The organism is Streptomyces sp. NPDC093018 (assembly GCF_040684035.1).
Lineage (GTDB): Bacteria > Actinomycetota > Actinomycetes > Streptomycetales > Streptomycetaceae > Streptomyces > Streptomyces murinus.
Map to the genome: position 1 here is coordinate 23473 of NZ_JBFBFF010000026.1, position 17036 is coordinate 40508.

Consider the following 17036-nt stretch of genomic DNA (forward strand, 5'->3'; position numbering starts at 1 on the left):
TGGCCCAGCACGGGGGCGGAAAAGCGCAGAACGGCGCCTTGTGCCAGGTCGTGCGGGCCATGTGCCACAAATTCCACAAACCGGGGAGGGCGCGGTGCCGCAGCGACGGGCGATCACGGGTCGCAGCCAGGAGCCGAGGGCTCGGTTCGCCGAGGAGTTGCGGTTACTCCGGGAGGAACGGCACCTGACCTTCCGGGCGTTGGCCGCGCAGGTGGGCTGGGACCCGACCCTCTTCAGCAAGATGGAGAAGGGCCAGTCGCTCGGGGGCCCGGAGACCGTGGTGGCCCTGGACACGTTCTACGGCACGGGCGACAAGTTGCTCACGCTGTGGGAGCTGGCGAAGGCGGACCCGACGCAGTTCAAGGAGCGGTATCGGCAGTACATGTCGCTGGAGGCCGTAGCCCTCAGCATGTGGCACTACGGCGGCAGCGTCCTGCACGGTCTCCTTCAGACCCGCGAGTACGCATTGGAACTGCTCGCAACGGGTGGCCTCACCCACAATGAAGTGGAACAGCAGGCCGACGCGCGCATGGACCGCCAGAGTCTGCTGGACGGGGAATGCGCCTCACCATTTCGCGTCATCCTTTCCGAGGCCGCGCTACGGAACTCTCTGCAAGATGCGCAGATGTGGCGGCGGCAGTTGGAGCACCTGGTGATGCTCTCCGAGCGCCCGAACATCACCTTCTACGTGCTGCCGTTCGGCGCCGGACTGCATGGTCTGATGGACACCGCCGTGACATTCCTACGACTTCCGGATGGCCGCACCGTCGCCTACGTCGAGACTGTCGTAAGCGGTGAACTCATCGAGGAAGCAGGCCCAGTTGAGGACCTACAGCGCAGATATGATGCGATTCGCGACGCGGTCATGGATCCTGCCGCCTCGCGGAAGTTCATCTTGCAGATGCTGGAGGAAGCGCCATGCGAGCCATCGACCTGAGTAGCCTGACGTGGCGTAAGAGCAGCTACAGCAACTCGGAAGGCGGCGCTTGCGTCGAGGTCTCTGACGACCTCCTCCAAACCGCCGACTGGCGCAAGAGCTCGTACAGCAACTCGGATGGCGGCGCCTGCCTGGAGTTCGCCGACAACCTCCCCCTCGTCCCCGTCCGGGACAGCAAGGACACCACCCGCACCCCCCTCCTGTTCGGCGCCCCCGCCTGGGCGGCCTTCGTCGGCGGAGTCAAGCGGGGCTGACGTCCAGCGGCCACGACTCAGCCGACGGGTTGTCCAGCCAGACCCGTTGACCAGAGGAACTGACCGTCAGACCGAAGCGGTGGAGTCCGGGCGAGCCCCGGTCCCGCCACCACTCGTAGGCTCTGACCGCCTCGTCCCAGAGGCGTCGGGGCCCCCACTGCCAGACCCGGGCCCGGTCGCCGTCGTGGAACAGCACGCAGGCCCACGACATGTCGGCGAGACTGTAGAACCACACCGGCCGGGCGCCCTCGCGCTTGTCCGCCACGGCGTGCCGGCACTGCGGCAAGCGGAGACCGAGCACGAACGGCAGGTCCGTGAAGCGCCCCGTCACGAATTCCTCCTCGGTCAGGGAAGAGGTCGTCTCATCCGCGTCCTGGAGGGGCCCCGCCGAGAGATAGTCGGTGTGGGGCAGGGGGCTCCCTCGCTGTGCGCGGAGTTTCATGAACTCCACGGGCCGGGTGAACGGGCCCGTCGCCGAGTCGCCCTCCACCGTCAGACGGACCACGGCGTCCACGTTGCCGTAGACCGTGCCCCAGGGCGCGAGGATCAGGCCGCCGGGACGCGTCTGCCTGACCCAGGCCATGGGCAACTGACGGAGGGCGACCGTGGCCAGCACACGATCGTACGGGGCTCTGCCGCGATGGCCCTCGAACCCGTCGCCCACGATCACCTCCGGTTGCAGGCTCAGTCGGCGCAGCCGCTCGCGGGCCCTCGCGGACACGGACTCGTCCACCTCGATGGTCGTCACGTTGCGCGGCCCGAGGCGGTGGGTCAGCGCGCCGGCCGTCTCACCGGTGCCGGTGCCCACGTCCAACACCCGCATGCCGTCGTCCACTTCCAGGCCTTGGAGCAGGGCGTAGACCACGGACGGCATGGAGGACGAACTGGTGGACAAGGTTCCCGGACCAGGGCCCGGATGGGCGCCGTCGTCCCACTGCGTGACAATGGGGACGTCGCTGTCCGCCGCCGCGAGCCAGGCACCCGGGTCCTCCCGTCGGTCGACGGTGACGCTCACGCGGGCCGCCATGTCGTAGGGCCACATGAGGTCCGGGAGGAACGCGGCCCGGTCGACGGCCGCGAACGTCGATGCCCAGTCCGAGGACAGCGCACCTGACTCCATGAGGACGCGCCCCAGCTTCTCGCGGCCGGGGCGGTCCATACGCTGGTGGTCGTAGGTCACTTACGGTGCTTCCCGTCGCCTTCGGGGCTGGAGCCGTCCGGGCTCGGGGGCTCCTCCGGCGGGTTCCACGGCTGGCCGGGAGCGCCGTCCTCTCCGCTGCCCCGGTCGGCGTACGGGTCGGTGGCAGACTTCATCGCCATCTGTCCTTTCGTCCCATCGCGCTCCACGCGCGATGACGGACACGCTAGAGACGCCGGAAGGTACATCCCAGGGAAGTTCCACGGAGTTCCACGGGAATCAGAGGAGGGCGTCCATGGCGGTGGTGATCAGATCCCGCGCCTCGGCCCCGTACACCGCGATCCGGGAGAACTCCCTGAACGCCGAGAGGTACTGGCGGACTTCAGTCGGCGCGGTCACGTTCACCCGGGCGGTCAGCAACTCGACTTCGGCCTGCGCATCGTCGTAGACGGTGAAGGTCTCGATCATCCACATACGGCGTTCCGCGGAGGAGGGGATCACACCGAGCGAGACGGACGGGAGCGCCATGGCGGTCAGCAGGTGACGCAACTGCCCAGCCATCGTCTCGGCGTCACCGACACGGTGCCGAAGTACGGACTCCTCCAGAAGCAGGGCGAATCGGTGGTCGCCCTCGTGTACGACGCGTGCCGAACGGGCGAGGCGCGCTTCAACGGCGTCCGCGACATCGTCGGGCGCCCGGTGAAACCGGCTGATCGAGCCCAGAAGGGCCGTGGCGTACCCGCGCGTCTGCAGGACACCGGGGACGACGTTGGCGCAGTAGGTCCGGAAAACCCGCGTTCGTTCGTAGAGCGGGACGTACGACTCCTGGAGCCTGCGCAGGCCGGTGCGTTGAACGCGCCGCCACTCCACGTACATGCTGTCGGCGGACCGGACCGCCGCGATCAGGTCGGGTGCCTCGTCCTCTGCTCCGCAAGCGGCGCACCACCGACGGATGTCGTCGTCCGAGGGCGGCGTCACGGCATTCTCCAGCCGGGACACCTTGGACTTGTACCAGCCGGCGCTCTCGGCCAGGGCGCGGCCGGTGAGACCCGCGTCCTTCCTGAGCTCCCGCAGCCGATCGGCTATGGCCTTGCGGGCGGCTTGGACGCTCGATGAGGGGGACGCGGGCACGTGCGCCGACCGGTCTATCGGATCCGGTAGTCCTCGTGTGGGGTCGCACGCTCCCACACGGCGTCGAACGCCGACGCGCACAGCTTCGCCACTTCGGGACGCTCGTCCAGTTCCGGACCGGCCGAGCCACCCTCACCGGTGAAGTGGTTCCACATGATCACGCGTCCGTCGAACAGCCAGAAGTCATTGCCGGGAAGCGCGATGTCCGAGGCTTTCCGGCGGGGCAACCAGCGGACCGACTCCCCCGCCGCCACATTCTGGTAGGTGCAGGCATGCTCGTACCGGATGTATTCGCTCACCGGCTCGGACACGATGCGCGCCCTGCGCAAGGCGACTCCCCGGGCCTTTGCATCCCGCACCCAGGTATGGAAGTCGTTCCACCACGTCTCCGGGTTCGGCTCCGGTCGCCAGCCGGAACGCCACCGCTCGAACTCGGCCGCCTCTTCCCCGATCCCGTAGGAGTCGCGCATCTCCAGATGCACGGCCGAGTGGCACGCCTGGGCAAGCAGATCAGTGAACGCCGAGTCGGTCCGCGACATCGCATGCCTCCCTCAGCGCGGGCACCATGCGGATGGGCAGTCGTACCACCGCTTCCGTCTCCGGGACCGGCCCCGTCTCCCGGCACTGGGCCAGGAGCGCTTCCCCCGCCTTCCACCCCTGCACGACGATCTCCCTCGCTTCGTCGTCCACCCAGGCCGTGGGGCACTGTGCCCCGTTCGTGTCGGGGTCTTTCGCGATGAACCGTAAGGCCATGACCGCCTCCGCCTTCTGTGGTCTCCACGACGTGCGAGGACCATCATCCGGCAGAGGGGGCCGGTCATGGGCGCCTTTCATCCTCGCGGTGAATGACGGGCTTCCGAACGCCTAGCCCAGCACCCGTCCCAGCGCCCACACCACCGGTGCCGCCGCCGACAGGGGCAGGGCGACGCCCGCGGTGAAGTGGACGAAGCGGGAGGGGTAGTCGTAGCTGGCGACCCGGTGGCCGACCAGGGCGCACGCGCCGGCCAGGGCGCCGAGCAGGGCGCCCTGGGTGCCGAGGCCGGTCATGCCGCCCACCGCGATGCCCGCGCCCGCCGCGGCGAGCAGCGCGACCACGACCGACGCCGGGGTCGGCAGCGGCAGCGCACGCGCCAGCGCGGCGACCGCCACCGCGGCCGCGCCCACCGAGACCGCGTGCGGGTCGGCGCCCAGGTAGCCGGTGGCCAGGATCGCCAGGGCCGCGGAGGCGACCGTCGCCATCAGGCCGTACATCCGCTCGTCCGGCGAGGCGTGCGAGCGGAGCTGGAGGACCAGGGAGAGCAGGACCCAGACGCCGAGGGTGCCCAGGATCGCGGCGGGCGCGTTGCCGCGGCCCGCGGCCAGTACCGCCGCGTCGGCCGCGAGACCGCCCAGGAACGCCAGCGCGATGCCCTGCCGGGCCGGCCACATGCCGTTCAGCCGGAACCAGCCCGCCGCCGTCACGGCCTGGAGCAGCACCAGCGGGACGGCCAGGGCGTACGAGCCGAGGCCCGCCGCCGCGGCCAGCAGCAGACCGAGCAGCGCGGTGAGCAGCGCCGGCTGCATCCCGGGCTCGATGACCGGCGAACGGCCTTCCAGGCGGGCCCGCTGCGCGTCGGTGATCCGGGAGTTGCCGGCGAGCGTCGCGGGGCCGTAGGAGGGCTCGTCACCGGACGGTTCCCCGGCGGGGCGGTCCCCCGCGGCGGGCCCGGCGGTGGCGGGCCCGGCGGTGGCGGGGGCGGGGGCGGCCGACGCGGATCCCGCCATCGGCTGAGGCTGCGCCGTCGGGTACGGCTGCGGCATCGGCGTCGCCGACTGCGGGTACGGCTGTGGGTACGGCTGCGGCTGGGCCATCGGCTGGGGGCCGGGGTGGCCCATCTGCTGGTACTGGTGCTGCCCGGCCTGCGCTCCCGCGAACCCCTCGCCCTGCTGCTGGTACTGCCCCTGCTGCGGATACCCCGTCACCGGCGGCAGGTACGCCGTCGCCTCCGCCGCCGCCTGGACCGGTGCGTGGGTCTGGGTCTCCCAGGTCTGGCCCTGCCAGGTCTGGGTGGACTGCGGGTCGGGGCCCCCCTGGGCGCCCTGCGGTGCGGTGCCCTGCCAGTCCTGCGGCGGCGCGGGCTGCTGCTGGTAGGGGTCGTAGCCCTCGTACGGGCCGCCCTGATACGGCTGGTCGGTCATCGACTCACCCTCCTGCGAACGGCGGGAGCACCTCGACCGTGCCGCCCTCGGCCAGCCGTACCGTCTCATGCGCGCGCGTGCCGACGGGGTCGCCGTCGATCAGATAGGAGCAGCGCTGGAGCACGCGGGTGAGTTCACCGGGGTGCCGGGTGCGCACGGCGGTGAGCGCGTCGGCGAGGGTGGCCGCGTCGTACGGCTCCTCGGCGACCCCGGCCGCGGCCTTGGCGGCGGCCCAGTAGCGCACCGTGACCTTGGGCATCTGGTTCCTCAATCGACGGCTGGTAAAAGTCAGTAAGTAACGGGAGCCAGGCTAGCCGGACCGGCGGGCGGCCCAGTCCCCGATGCGGTCCACCAGGGCGTCGTCCGCGGCGTGCTCCGCATGGCCCATGCCCGGCTCCAGCCACAGTTCGGCATGGCCGCCGGAGGCGTCGGCGAGCATCCGCGGGTGGTCGAGCGGGAAGTAGCCGTCGCGGTCGCCGTGCACGATCAGCAGGGGCGTGGGGGCGATCAGGGGGACCGCCTCGACGGGAGAGAGCGGTATGGGGTCCCAGTCGCGGTGGTGGATGCGGGTGCGCAGACCGTAGCGGCCGACCAGGCGGCCCTCGGGGCGGGTGACCAGCCAGTGCAGCCGGCGCATGGGGGCGGTGCCCCGGTAGTACCAGCGGGCGGGCGAGCTGACCGCGGCCACCGCGTCCACCGCCCCCGGACGCAGGGCCGCGTGCCGCAGCACCACCGAGGCGCCCATGGAGAAGCCGACGGTCGCCACCCGCACATGCCCGAAGCCGCGCGCCCACGCGAGTGCGGCGGCGAGATCGAGGACCTCCTTGTCGCCGACCGTGGAGCGCCCGCCCGAGCGCCCGTGGCCCCGGAAGGAGAAGGTCACGACGGCGCCGTAACGGGCCAGCCCGGCCGCCACCCTTCGTACATGCGGGCGATCCACGTCCCCGGTGAAGCCGTGCGCGACCACCAGCACCGGGGCGTCCGGGTCGTATACGGCCGCCCCCGGGTCGTATACGACCTCGACCGGAACGCCGTCCGCCGTGCGCAGGTATGTCCGGACAGGGCCTGGTCTGCCTGTCTCGGCATCCGGACGTACGGTGGAACGTGCCACATGTCCTGCCGGGCGATTGCTCATGTGGGCTATTCTGCTGGGCAGAGGACTCGGGCAGCGTTGCCACCGGGTCCTTTTGTGCTTTCGGAAGCGTTGTATACGGAGCGGGACTCCCTCGGCGTCCCCCGGTGTACGGGCCTTCGGGAACGCAGAGCAGTGCCCGTCCGCACAGTTCTCGCAGGGACCGAGGAGGAACCAGACGTATGAGTTCTCTGCTGCTCCTGACCAACGCCCTCCAGCCGTCGACGGAGGTCCTGCCGGCCCTCGGCCTGCTCCTGCACAATGTGCGGGTCGCGCCCGCCGAGGGCCCCGCCCTGGTCGACACGCCCGGCGCCGACGTCATCCTGGTCGACGGCCGCCGCGATCTGCCGCAGGTGCGCAGCCTGTGCCAGCTGCTGCGCTCCACCGGTCCCGGCTGTCCCCTGCTGCTCGTGGTCACCGAGGGCGGCCTCGCCGCCGTCACCGCCGACTGGGGCGTGGACGACGTGCTCCTCGACACCGCGGGTCCCGCCGAGGTCGAGGCGCGGCTGCGGCTCGCCATGGGGCGCCAGCAGCTCACCCACGACGACTCGCCGATGGAGATCCGCAACGGCGATCTCTCGGTGGACGAGGCGACGTACTCCGCCAAGCTCAAGGGCCGGGTCCTCGACCTGACCTTCAAGGAGTTCGAGCTGCTGAAGTACCTCGCCCAGCACCCGGGCCGGGTCTTCACCCGCGCCCAGCTGCTCCAGGAGGTCTGGGGCTACGACTACTTCGGCGGCACCCGGACCGTCGATGTGCATGTACGGCGGCTGCGGGCCAAGCTCGGCCCGGAGCACGAGTCGCTGATCGGCACCGTACGGAACGTCGGTTATCGATTCGTTACCCCGGAGAAGGGCGACCGGGGCAAGGAGGAGAGCAGGGCCGAGGCGAACCGGGCCAAGGCGGAGGAGCCGGACGCATCCGGCGCCCCGGCCGAGGACGAGGTCCACGCGGACGCTTGATCCTCCACACCTTCCGACGACTTCCCGCGCACAGCGAGGGTGCCGAACACCCTGCCCGAACTGGGTCAATCCGCGTAGACTCCGCGCGTGGCCAAGGTGACTCGGGATGATGTGGCGCGGCTGGCGGGGACGTCCACCGCCGTCGTGAGCTATGTCATCAACAACGGACCCCGGCCGGTCGCCCCGGCCACGCGCGAGCGTGTCCTCGCCGCGATCAAGGAGCTGGGGTACCGCCCGGACCGGGTCGCCCAGGCGATGGCGTCCCGGCGCACCGACCTCATAGGGCTGATCATCCCGGACGCCCGCCAGCCCTTCTTCGGGGAGATGGCGCACGCCGTGGAACAGGCGGCCTCCGAGCGCGGCAAGATGGTGCTCGTCGGCAACACCGACTACATCGCCGAGCGCGAGGTCCACTATCTGCGGGCCTTCCTCGGGATGCGGGTCTCCGGTCTGATCCTGGTCAGCCACGCGCTCAACGACCAGGCCGCCGCCGAGATCGACGCCTGGGACGCCCGCGTGGTGCTGCTGCACGAGCGGCCCGAGGCGATCGACGACGTCGCCGTGGTGACCGACGACCTCGGCGGCGCCCAGCTCGCCGTGCGCCATCTGCTGGAGCACGGCCACCCCTACGTCGCCTGCATGGGCGGCACCGCGGACACCCCGGCCATCGGCGACCCGGTCTCCGACCACGTCGAGGGCTGGAGGCGGGCCATGGCCGAGGCGGGCCTGAGCACCGAGGGCCGGCTGTTCGAGGCGCCGTACAACCGGTACGACGCCTATCGCGCGGCCCTGGAGATCCTGTCCGGGCCCCGCCGGCCCCCGGCGATGTTCTGCTCCACCGACGACCAGGCGATCGGCGTGCTGCGGGCCGCCCGCGAGCTGCGCCTGGATGTGCCCGGGGAGCTGGCCGTGGCGGGCTTCGACGACATCAAGGAGGCCGCGTTCGCCGATCCGCCGCTGACCACGGTCGCCTCCGACCGCTCGGCGATGGCGCGGGCCGCGGTCGACCTGGTGCTGGACGACGGGCTGCGGGTGGCCGGGTCCCGGCGCGAGCGGCTGAAGACGTTCCCCTCCCGGCTGGTGGTGCGCCCCTCCTGCGGGTGCGAGCACTGACAACGTCGTCGGGTTCTCGAGAGCCGCTTCTTAACGGCTGGTGAGAGCCCTCGCCGAGCGCCGAGAGGCGTCTTTATATCGGGCAAACGAGGTTCTGCCGGGCTTCTCAGCGAGCACTCAGGAAGCTCTCATGGTCGCCGGGGACGCTTCTTCCATGACCGAGAGCTTCCGCCGCAGCGGCGAGTACGACTACGACACCCCGCAGGGTCCGTACAGTCAGAGTCACGGCTACTCCGCTCCCGTGAACCCGGAGTGGCCGCCCCCGCCGGCGTACGAGCCGGCGGCCGCCTCGCCGCTGCCGGCCGCCGGGCCGGAGCCGGAGCCGCGGCGCAAGCGCGCCCGGGGTTCCGTCGCCCTCCTCGCGGCGGTCGCGATCGTGGCGGCGGCGGTCGGCGGCGCCACCGCGTACGGCTTCCAGGAGCTGGCCGGCAAGAACGACGTGACGGCCACCGGGACCAGCACCGCCGTGGTGCCGGCCGGCAAGAAGGGCGACGTCGCCGCGATCGCGGCCGCGGTCAGCCCGAGCGTGGTGGAGATCAACGCCACCCTCGACAACGGCTCCTCCACCGGCTCCGGCGTGATCATCTCCTCGAACGGCGAGATCGTCACCAACAACCACGTCATCGCGGGCGCGCAGTCGGTCAAGGTGCGCACCAGCGACGGGCACAGCTACACCGCCGACGTGGTGGGCACCGACAGCTCCAAGGACCTCGCGCTGATCAAGCTGCAGGGCGCCTCGGGGCTGCGGGCGGCGAGTCTCGGCGACTCCAGCGGGGTGCAGGTCGGCGACTCGGTCGTGGCGATCGGCTCGCCCGAGGGCCTGACCGGCACCGTCACCAGTGGCATCGTCTCGGCGCTCGACCGGGACGTCACCGTGCCCACCGACGAGAGCCAGGCGCAGGGCCAGGGCGGCGACGGAAGCTGGCCGTTCCAGTTCGGCGGCCGCAACTTCAACGGCGACACCGGCTCGTCCACCACCACGTACAAGGCGATCCAGACGGACGCCTCCCTCAACCCCGGCAACTCCGGCGGCGCGCTGATCGACGCGGCCGGCAACATCATCGGCATCAACGCCGCGATGTACTCGTCGAGCCAGCAGGCGTCCTCGTCCTCGGACGCGGGCAGCATCGGCCTCGGCTTCGCGATCCCCGTCAACACGGTCAAGTCCGACCTGGCCAAGCTGCGGTCGGGCGGGCAGAACTAGGGCCTCACCGGGGCCCCACCTGGGCCCGATCAGGGGCTCACCCGGTCCTCACCAGGACCTTTCAGCGTCACTCGGGGTGTCTGGAGGAACATCATGATCCAGCTGACTTTCCACCGGGAAGCGGGCCTCGGCCCGGCCGACCTCACCGTCGCCCTCGCGGTGGCGCGCCGACTGCACACGCCGGCCGCCCCCGAACCCCGCGCCGCGGAGATCGTCCCGGCGCACGTCCCCCAGCTGATGGGGCTGCGCCGCAGCTCCGCGGACCGGCATCACCGCCGGGGCCACAAGGTGCCGCTGCACCGGCTGACCGCGATGCGCAATCTCGCGGCCCTGACGGCCTGACCCTTGGCGTCCGTGCCTCCCGACCCGGCACCATGGGAGGCTGGAGGACACTTCACCAGGACACCCGAACAACCCGGACGACCTGAACGACCTGAACGACCTCAACAACGACCCGAACGACATCAACACGGACACCCCCCACCACACGACCCATCTCCACAAGGAATCGCGAGCATGAGCCCCGCCGATGGCGACCGTGACACCCAGCGCATCCTGATCGTCGACGACGAGCCGGCCGTACGCGAGGCGCTCCAGCGCTCTCTCGCCTTCGAGGGGTACGACACGGAGGTCGCCGTCGACGGCGCGGACGCGCTGGAGAAGGCCGCGGCGTACCAGCCGGACCTGGTCGTCCTGGACATCCAGATGCCCCGGATGGACGGTCTGACGGCGGCCCGCCGGATCCGCGGCGGCGGAGACACCCTGCCGATCCTCATGCTCACCGCCCGCGACACGGTCGGCGACCGGGTGACCGGCCTGGACGCGGGCGCCGACGACTACCTCGTCAAGCCCTTCGAGCTGGACGAGCTGTTCGCCCGGATCCGCGCCCTGCTGCGGCGCAGCTCCTACGCGGCCGCCGTCTCCCCGGCGGCCCAGGCGGACGAGGCCCTCACCTTCGGCGATCTGCGCATGGACCTCGCGACCCGGGAGGTCACCCGGGGCGGCCGGCAGGTCGAGCTGACCCGCACCGAGTTCACGCTCCTGGAGATGTTCATGGCGCACCCGCGCCAGGTCCTCACCCGGGAGCAGATCCTCAAGGCGGTCTGGGGCTTCGACTTCGAGCCGTCCTCCAACTCCCTGGACGTGTACGTGATGTACCTGCGCCGCAAGACCGAGGCGGGCGGGGAGCCCCGGCTGGTGCACACCGTGCGGGGCGTCGGCTACGTCCTGCGACAGGGCGGCGCCGAGTGAACAAGGTCGTACGGCGCTACCGCTCCCTCCCGATCCGGGCCAGGCTGGCCGTGCTGGTCGCGGCGGCGGTGGCGTTCGCGGTGGCGGCGGTGTCGGTGACCTGCTGGTTCATCGTGGAGCGGAAGCTGTACGAGCAGATCGACAAGGACCTGGAGAGATCGGCGCCGCGCCCGGCGGCGGAGGCGGTGTACAAACTGCTCGCCTCCTGCCCGCCCAAGCCGGTCGACCCCACTCCCTACAGCGGCCTGCGCACCCACGAGACCGTCTACTCGCAGCTGGTCAAGCCGGACGGCACGCCCTGTGTCCCTTCGGATTCGCCGGGCACGGTGCGGACCACCGCCGCCGACCGGGCCGTGATCCGCGACGGCGGCACCCACAGCAGCGGCATCCTGCGCAACGGCACGGACACCCAGGGCAATGACGTCCGGGTGCTCACCATGCCACTGGTGATCGACACGAACGTGGGCCCCCAGCTGTATCCGGGCGCGGCCATGATGATCGCCGTACCCCTGAAGAACACCCAGAAGACCCTCAACGACCTGGCGCTCATCCTGCTGCTGGTCTCCGGTGTCGGCGTCCTCGGCGCCGGTGCCGCGGGTCTCGCCGTCGCCCGGGCCGGGCTGCGGCCGGTGGACAAGCTCACCGAGGCCGTGGAGCACGTCTCCCGCACCGAGGATCTGACCATCCGGATCCCGGTGGAGGACGACAGCGAGGACGAGGTGGCCCGGCTGTCCCGGTCCTTCAACTCCATGACGGCCTCGCTGGCCGGTTCCCGGGAGCTCCAGCAGCGGCTGATCGCGGACGCCGGGCACGAGCTGCGCACCCCGCTGACCTCGCTGCGCACCAATATCGAACTGCTCACCCGCAGCGAGGAGACCGGCCGCCCGCTGCCGCCCGAGGACCGCAAGGCGCTGCTGAACTCGGTGAAGGCGCAGATGACGGAACTGGCCTCGCTGATCGGTGACTTGCAGGAGCTGTCGCGTTCGGAGGGGCAGCGCGGCGAGCGGGTGCAGGTGGTGCCGTTCCAGGACACCGTGGAGGCGGCGCTGCGCCGGGCCCGGCTGCGCGGCCCGGAGCTGACGATCACGGCGGACCTGGAGCCGTGGTTCGTGGTCGGGGAGCCGTCGGCGCTGGAGCGCGCGGTGGTCAACATCCTGGACAACGCGGTGAAGTTCAGCCCCGAGGGCGGCACCGTCGAGGTCCGGCTGACCGAGGGTGTCCTCACCGTCCGCGACCACGGCCCCGGCGTCCCCGAGGACGAACTCCCCCATGTCTTCGACCGCTTCTGGCGCTCCCCCGGCGCCCGCGCCCTCCCCGGCTCCGGCCTCGGCCTGTCCATCGTCGCGCGTACGGTCCAGCAGTCCGGCGGCGAGGTCACGTTGGCCCCGGCCCCCGGCGGCGGCTCGGTGGCGACCGTACGCCTGCCCGGCGCCCCGGTCCCCCCACCGGAACCGGCGGCGGCCGAGGTGGCAGGCTAGCCCTGTCCGGTACCGCCGAAGGTCCCGCCGAAGGATCACCATGTCCCGCGTACCCACCTGCGTACTCAGCAGCTTCGAGGCGCCCCGGATCCTGCATGGCCACGACCCCGGTCGGTTCGTGCAGATCGGTTCCCTGACGAAGACGTTCACGGCGACCGTGCTGACCGCCCTGGCCGACCGCGGGGTCCTGGCACTCGACGACCCGCTGGAACGGTTCCTGCCGGCGCCCGGCGGCACCGGGATCACCCTGCGCCATCTCGCCGAGCACACCTCGGGCCTGCCCCGGCTGCCCGAGGGGATCCGCGGGCGCGACCCGTACGCGGGCTTCGACGACCGCGCCCTGGACTCGGTCGTACGACGCCTCGACACGCTGGCCACGGCGCCCGCGGGCAGCACCGAGGAGTACTCCAACCTCGGCTACGCCCTGCTCGGCGCCGCCCTGGTCGCGGCCACCCGCACCCCGTACGAGGAACTCCTGCGCCGCCATCTCCTCGACCCCCTCGGCGTCACCGATGTCACCGCCGACCCGCCCGCCGACGTACGGCTGTGCCGCCGGGGGCTGTTCGGGCGGCCGCGGCGCCCCTGGACGATGACCGGCGCGATCCTGCCCGCCGGAGGGCTGTGGGCGACCCCCCGGGCCACCGCCCGCCTCGTCACCGGCCTGCTCGTCGACCGCAGGCTCGGTGCGCCCGCGCCGGCCTGGCAGAAGGCGGGGCGCCTGCTGTGGCACAACGGCGCGACCCGCGGCGCGTCCGTCTTCGCCGGTGTCGTACCGCAGGGCTGGATCCTCGTGCACCGTCTGTCCGGTGCGAGCGCCGCGACGGACAAGCTGGCCCTGGACACCCTGAGGGCCGCCACCCGGACCTCCTGACGAACACCGCGACGACACCCCGGCGCACCCGCGCCGGTCGACTCCCGGCCGGTGTTCTCGGCGTCGCCCGTACCCGCCCCGTACCCTCGTACGCATGAGCAGCGACGACACCGTACGGGCCTTTCCCGCCCGCTCCATCGAGACCCATTCCGCGCTCACCCCGGACCAGGCCGAGGCCGTGCTCACCCTGCTCGGCGAGGCCGCGCGGGTCGACGGGCAGCAGCCGGTGTCCGAGCAGGGCCGGCTACAGCTGCGCGGAGGAGCCCGGGAGGGCGTCTCGCATCTGCTGCTGGCCGTCGACGGCCAACTCGTCGGCTACGCCCAGCTGGAGGACACCGATCCGGTGGAGGCGCCGGCCGCCGAACTCGTCATCGGCCCCGAGTTCCGCGGGCACGGACACGGGCGGGCGCTCGGCGCGGCCCTGCTCGCCGCCTCCGGCAAGCGGCTGCGGGTGTGGGCGCACGGCGGACACCCCGCCGCCCGCCATCTCGCCCAGGTGCTCGGCCTCACCCTGTTCCGCGAACTGCGCCAGATGCGGCGGGAGTTGACCGGCCTTGAGCTGGCGGACCCGCAGCTGCCCGAGGGCGTGAGCGTGCGCGCCTTCGAGCCCGGCAAGGACGACACCGCGTGGCTCGCGGTCAACGCGGGCGCGTTCGCCCACCACCCCGAGCAGGGCTCGCTGACCCAGCGCGACCTGGACGACCGCAAGGCCCAGCCGTGGTTCGACCCGGCCGGGTTCTTCCTCGCCGAGCGGCGCGGGGAGCTGATCGGCTTCCACTGGACCAAGGTGCACGCCGAGGAGGGCCTCGGCGAGGTCTATGTGCTCGGCGTCCGCCCCGGCGAGCAGGGCGGCGGCCTCGGCAAGGCGCTCACCACCATCGGCCTGCGCCATCTCGCCGCGCAGGGCCTGCCGACCGCGATGCTCTACGTCGACGCCGACAACAAGGCCGCGGTCTCGGTGTACGAGCGGCTGGGCTTCCGTACGTACGAGACGGACCTGATGTACCGGACCGAGACGTGACATAGGGCCCGCAAGGGACCTTAAGGGGCGGTCGCCTTGACGGCCGCCCCTTCTTTGCACCACCCTTTCACTACTCAATTAGTGAAAGGGTGGTGCAACGCGTGGTCGAATATCGCATCGACCGGCACAGCGGTGTCGCCACGTACGTCCAGATCGTCCAGCAGACCAAACAGGCCCTGCGCCTGGGCCTGCTGCGCCCCGGCGACCGGCTGCCCACGGCCCGCGAGGTCGTCGAGGCCACCGCCATCAACCCCAACACCGTCCTCAAGGCCTACCGCGAACTGGAGCGGGAGGGCCTGGTCGAGGCACGGCGTGGACTGGGCACCTTCGTGCGCCGGGCACTGGGCGCCACCCCCGCCGACTCCCCGCTCCGCACCGAGCTGGAGGACTGGGCGCGCCGCGCCGACGCGGCCGGCCTGGAGCGGGAGGACGTGGCCGCGCTCTTCACCGCCGTACTCGACAAGCACTTCCAGGGAGATCCGTCATGAGCAGCGACACGGCCCTGCGGGCCGACGCTCTGGGCAAGCGGTTCGGCCGCCGGGGCCGCTGGGCCCTGCGGGACTGCGCGTTCCACCTGCCGACCGGGCGCGTGTGCGCCGTCGTGGGCCCCAACGGGGCGGGCAAGTCCACCCTGCTGGCCCTCGCCGCCGGACTGACGGCCCCCACCGAGGGCACCCTCACCGTCCTCGGCACCACCGCCGCGGGGGCCCGGCCCCGGGTCGGCTACGTCGCCCAGGACAAGCCGCTGTACCCGCAGCTCACCGTCGCGGAGACGCTGCGCATGGGCGCCGATCTCAACCCCGGGCGCTGGGACGCGGAGCTGGCCGGGCACATCGTCGAGGAGCTGGACGCGACCGCCCGGATCCGCACCCTCTCCGGCGGCCAGCGCACCCGTGTCGCGCTCGCCCTCGCCCTCGGCAAGCGGCCCGAACTGCTGCTCCTGGACGAGCCGATGGCCGACCTGGACCCACTGGCCCGGCACGAGCTGATGGGCACGCTGATGGGCCAGGCCGCGATGCACGGCACCACGATCGTGCTGTCCTCGCACGTCATCGCGGAGCTGGAGGACTCCTGCGACCATCTGCTGCTGGTCGCGGGCGGCCGGGTCCGGCTGGCCGGCGAGATCGACGAGCTGCTCGGCGCCCATCTGCGGGTCAGCGGCGCCGCGAGCGCCGACCTCGCCCCGCACACCGTGGTCGAGTCCCGCGTCACCGGCCGCCAGCTCACCGCGCTGATCCGCCCGGCCGGACCGCTCGCCGACGACTGGCGCACCACCGCGCCCTCCCTGGAAGAGCTGGTCCTCGCCCATCTGCGGGACGCCGGCGCACCGAACCCGACCGAGGAGCGTGCCGCGTGAGCGCCGTGACCCTGACCGCCGCGCCCGTCGACCGGCCCCGGCAGACCCGCTGGCTGCTGCGCCTGCACCGGCCCGCGATCTACACCTGGGCCGTGTTCTGGCTCGCCCTGGCCGCCCTGCTGCTCGCCCTCGACGGCCCGCTCCTGAACGCGGCGGCGGACGCCTGGCGGCAGTACGAGAGCTGCACCACGAGCGAGCGGTGCAGCTACGACCAGAACGCGATCCTGCGCTACAAGGACTACTACAACTACGCCACCATCGCCCTGAACGTGCTGCCCTTCGTGCTGGCCGCCTGGGCGGGCGCCGCGCTGACCGGCCGGGAGCTGGAGTCCGGCACCGCCCGGCTCGCCTGGACCCAGGCCACCTCCCCGGCCCGCTGGCTGGCCGTGCGCCTGGCCGTCCCGGCACTCGGCGTCACCGTCTGCACCGGACTGCTGGCCTGGCTGCACCACCGCGCCTGGACCGCGAGCCAGGGCCGGATCGAGAGCGCCAAGGAGTGGTACGACCGCTTCACCTTCCACGCGGGCGGCCCCACCCTCGCGGCCATGGCCCTCGCCGGGCTCGCCGCCGGCGCCCTGGCCGGGCTGCTGCTGCGCCGGACGCTGCCCGCGCTGGCGGTCGGCCTGGTGGCGGTGGGCGTCGTGCGCTGGCTGATGGAGCTGGCGATGCCGCACCTGTGGCCCGCGGTGACCCGGCTGAGCACCGTCGACCAGGGCTTCCTCGGCAAGGGCATGGTGGTCGACCAGGGCATGGTGACCGCCTCCGGCGCCCATGTGCCGCCCCCGACGTGCGACTCCGTCACGTCCTGCGCGACGGCGTTCGACCGCTTCACCGGCCGCTACAACACCTACCAGCCGCAGTCCCACCTCTGGGGCCTCCAGCTCACCACCACCGCGCTGACCCTGGCCGTCGCCGCGCTGCTGGTCACCGGCTGCTTCCTGGTCCTGCGCCGGCAGACCGGGACGCTGCGCGCCGCGCGGGCCTGAGCCCCCTCGGGCCGGGCCGTCCG

Annotated in this window: 20 protein-coding genes; 13 read left to right on the plus strand and 7 right to left on the minus strand. The window is 72.0% G+C overall.

Going from position 1 to position 17036, the window contains the following annotated elements:
* Positions 1-94 precede the first annotated feature (94 nt).
* Together AB0N90_RS35605 and AB0N90_RS35610 are read left to right on the plus strand one after the other, a co-directional pair.
* The gene (locus AB0N90_RS35605; RefSeq protein ID WP_346078211.1) at positions 95-937 is read left to right on the plus strand and encodes a DUF5753 domain-containing protein; all 843 of its coding nucleotides are present in this window, start codon (positions 95-97) and stop codon (positions 935-937) included.
* On the plus strand, positions 919-1191 hold the full coding sequence (locus tag AB0N90_RS35610) for a DUF397 domain-containing protein (RefSeq protein ID WP_358669934.1): 273 nt from the start codon (positions 919-921) through the stop codon (positions 1189-1191). The genes AB0N90_RS35605 and AB0N90_RS35610 overlap by 19 nt, the downstream gene beginning before the upstream one ends.
* On the opposite strand, the gene AB0N90_RS35615 is transcribed toward AB0N90_RS35610, so the two are convergent.
* The 7 genes from AB0N90_RS35615 to AB0N90_RS35645 form a co-directional block, all read right to left on the minus strand.
* Entirely contained in the window at positions 1178-2371 is a 1194-nt protein-coding gene (locus AB0N90_RS35615) for a methyltransferase domain-containing protein (RefSeq protein ID WP_365203426.1), read from the minus strand. The genes AB0N90_RS35610 and AB0N90_RS35615 overlap by 14 nt on opposite strands.
* Entirely contained in the window at positions 2368-2505 is a 138-nt protein-coding gene (locus tag AB0N90_RS35620) for a hypothetical protein (protein WP_365203428.1), read from the minus strand. The genes AB0N90_RS35615 and AB0N90_RS35620 overlap by 4 nt, the downstream gene beginning before the upstream one ends.
* Positions 2506-2608: 103 nt before the next feature.
* Entirely contained in the window at positions 2609-3460 is an 852-nt protein-coding gene (locus AB0N90_RS35625) for a helix-turn-helix transcriptional regulator (RefSeq protein ID WP_365203430.1), read from the minus strand.
* 14 nt (positions 3461-3474) lie between these two features.
* Positions 3475-3999, minus strand: a complete 525-nt coding sequence (locus AB0N90_RS35630; RefSeq protein ID WP_365203432.1) for a DUF6879 family protein — start codon at positions 3997-3999, stop codon at positions 3475-3477.
* 325 nt (positions 4000-4324) lie between these two features.
* Positions 4325-5638 carry a hypothetical protein gene (locus AB0N90_RS35635; RefSeq protein ID WP_365203434.1) on the minus strand — a complete coding sequence of 438 codons (1314 nt, stop codon included), beginning with the start codon at positions 5636-5638 and terminating at the stop codon, positions 4325-4327.
* A gap of 4 nt (positions 5639-5642) precedes the next feature.
* Positions 5643-5897, minus strand: a complete 255-nt coding sequence (locus tag AB0N90_RS35640; protein WP_111583978.1) for a MoaD/ThiS family protein — start codon at positions 5895-5897, stop codon at positions 5643-5645.
* Positions 5898-5948: 51 nt separating this feature from the next.
* A complete protein-coding gene (locus AB0N90_RS35645) occupies positions 5949-6773 on the minus strand; it encodes an alpha/beta fold hydrolase (protein ID WP_365203435.1) in 825 nt (274 codons plus the stop codon).
* A gap of 179 nt (positions 6774-6952) precedes the next feature.
* Here AB0N90_RS35645 and AB0N90_RS35650 point away from each other — a divergent pair, with 179 nt between their 5' ends.
* The 11 genes from AB0N90_RS35650 (at position 6953) to AB0N90_RS35700 (ending at position 17013) form a co-directional block, all read left to right on the plus strand.
* Positions 6953-7732, plus strand: coding sequence for a response regulator transcription factor (locus AB0N90_RS35650; RefSeq protein WP_361682594.1), 780 nt, complete (start codon positions 6953-6955; stop codon positions 7730-7732).
* Between the two features lie 87 nt (positions 7733-7819).
* Positions 7820-8845 carry a LacI family DNA-binding transcriptional regulator gene (locus AB0N90_RS35655; protein ID WP_086806365.1) on the plus strand — a complete coding sequence of 342 codons (1026 nt, stop codon included), beginning with the start codon at positions 7820-7822 and terminating at the stop codon, positions 8843-8845.
* Positions 8846-8999: 154 nt separating this feature from the next.
* Positions 9000-10049, plus strand: coding sequence for a trypsin-like peptidase domain-containing protein (locus AB0N90_RS35660; protein WP_365203437.1), 1050 nt, complete (start codon positions 9000-9002; stop codon positions 10047-10049).
* A gap of 93 nt (positions 10050-10142) precedes the next feature.
* The gene (locus AB0N90_RS35665; protein ID WP_365203439.1) at positions 10143-10391 is read left to right on the plus strand and encodes a hypothetical protein; all 249 of its coding nucleotides are present in this window, start codon (positions 10143-10145) and stop codon (positions 10389-10391) included.
* Between the two features lie 174 nt (positions 10392-10565).
* On the plus strand, positions 10566-11300 hold the full coding sequence (locus tag AB0N90_RS35670; protein ID WP_361682602.1) for a response regulator transcription factor: 735 nt from the start codon (positions 10566-10568) through the stop codon (positions 11298-11300).
* Entirely contained in the window at positions 11297-12778 is a 1482-nt protein-coding gene (locus tag AB0N90_RS35675) for a HAMP domain-containing sensor histidine kinase (RefSeq protein ID WP_365203440.1), read from the plus strand. Before AB0N90_RS35670 ends, AB0N90_RS35675 begins: the two co-directional genes overlap by 4 nt.
* Before the next feature lie 40 nt (positions 12779-12818).
* The gene (locus AB0N90_RS35680; protein WP_365203441.1) at positions 12819-13649 is read left to right on the plus strand and encodes a serine hydrolase domain-containing protein; all 831 of its coding nucleotides are present in this window, start codon (positions 12819-12821) and stop codon (positions 13647-13649) included.
* A gap of 94 nt (positions 13650-13743) precedes the next feature.
* Positions 13744-14670, plus strand: coding sequence for a mycothiol synthase (gene mshD / locus AB0N90_RS35685; RefSeq protein WP_365203443.1), 927 nt, complete (start codon positions 13744-13746; stop codon positions 14668-14670).
* Between the two features lie 101 nt (positions 14671-14771).
* Positions 14772-15158, plus strand: a complete 387-nt coding sequence (locus AB0N90_RS35690) for a GntR family transcriptional regulator (RefSeq protein WP_085568618.1) — start codon at positions 14772-14774, stop codon at positions 15156-15158.
* A complete protein-coding gene (locus AB0N90_RS35695) occupies positions 15155-16027 on the plus strand; it encodes an ABC transporter ATP-binding protein (RefSeq protein ID WP_365203445.1) in 873 nt (290 codons plus the stop codon). Before AB0N90_RS35690 ends, AB0N90_RS35695 begins: the two co-directional genes overlap by 4 nt.
* Positions 16024-17013, plus strand: coding sequence for an ABC transporter permease (locus tag AB0N90_RS35700; RefSeq protein ID WP_365203447.1), 990 nt, complete (start codon positions 16024-16026; stop codon positions 17011-17013). Before AB0N90_RS35695 ends, AB0N90_RS35700 begins: the two co-directional genes overlap by 4 nt.
* Positions 17014-17036 lie beyond the last annotated feature (23 nt).

Bases quoted from the DNA above. Each gene is read 5' to 3' on its own strand.
- AB0N90_RS35610 (WP_358669934.1), top strand. From the start codon at position 919: ATGCGAGCCATCGACCTGAGTAGCCTGACGTGGCGTAAGAGCAGCTAC.
- AB0N90_RS35620 (WP_365203428.1), bottom strand. From the start codon at position 2,505: ATGAAGTCTGCCACCGACCCGTACGCCGACCGGGGCAGCGGAGAGGAC.
- AB0N90_RS35630 (WP_365203432.1), bottom strand. From the start codon at position 3,999: ATGTCGCGGACCGACTCGGCGTTCACTGATCTGCTTGCCCAGGCGTGC.
- AB0N90_RS35635 (WP_365203434.1), bottom strand. From the start codon at position 5,638: ATGACCGACCAGCCGTATCAGGGCGGCCCGTACGAGGGCTACGACCCC.
- AB0N90_RS35640 (WP_111583978.1), bottom strand. From the start codon at position 5,897: ATGCCCAAGGTCACGGTGCGCTACTGGGCCGCCGCCAAGGCCGCGGCC.
- AB0N90_RS35645 (WP_365203435.1), bottom strand. From the start codon at position 6,773: ATGAGCAATCGCCCGGCAGGACATGTGGCACGTTCCACCGTACGTCCG.
- AB0N90_RS35650 (WP_361682594.1), top strand. From the start codon at position 6,953: ATGAGTTCTCTGCTGCTCCTGACCAACGCCCTCCAGCCGTCGACGGAG.
- AB0N90_RS35660 (WP_365203437.1), top strand. From the start codon at position 9,000: ATGACCGAGAGCTTCCGCCGCAGCGGCGAGTACGACTACGACACCCCG.
- AB0N90_RS35665 (WP_365203439.1), top strand. From the start codon at position 10,143: ATGATCCAGCTGACTTTCCACCGGGAAGCGGGCCTCGGCCCGGCCGAC.
- AB0N90_RS35670 (WP_361682602.1), top strand. From the start codon at position 10,566: ATGAGCCCCGCCGATGGCGACCGTGACACCCAGCGCATCCTGATCGTC.
- AB0N90_RS35680 (WP_365203441.1), top strand. From the start codon at position 12,819: ATGTCCCGCGTACCCACCTGCGTACTCAGCAGCTTCGAGGCGCCCCGG.
- mshD (WP_365203443.1), top strand. From the start codon at position 13,744: ATGAGCAGCGACGACACCGTACGGGCCTTTCCCGCCCGCTCCATCGAG.
- AB0N90_RS35695 (WP_365203445.1), top strand. From the start codon at position 15,155: ATGAGCAGCGACACGGCCCTGCGGGCCGACGCTCTGGGCAAGCGGTTC.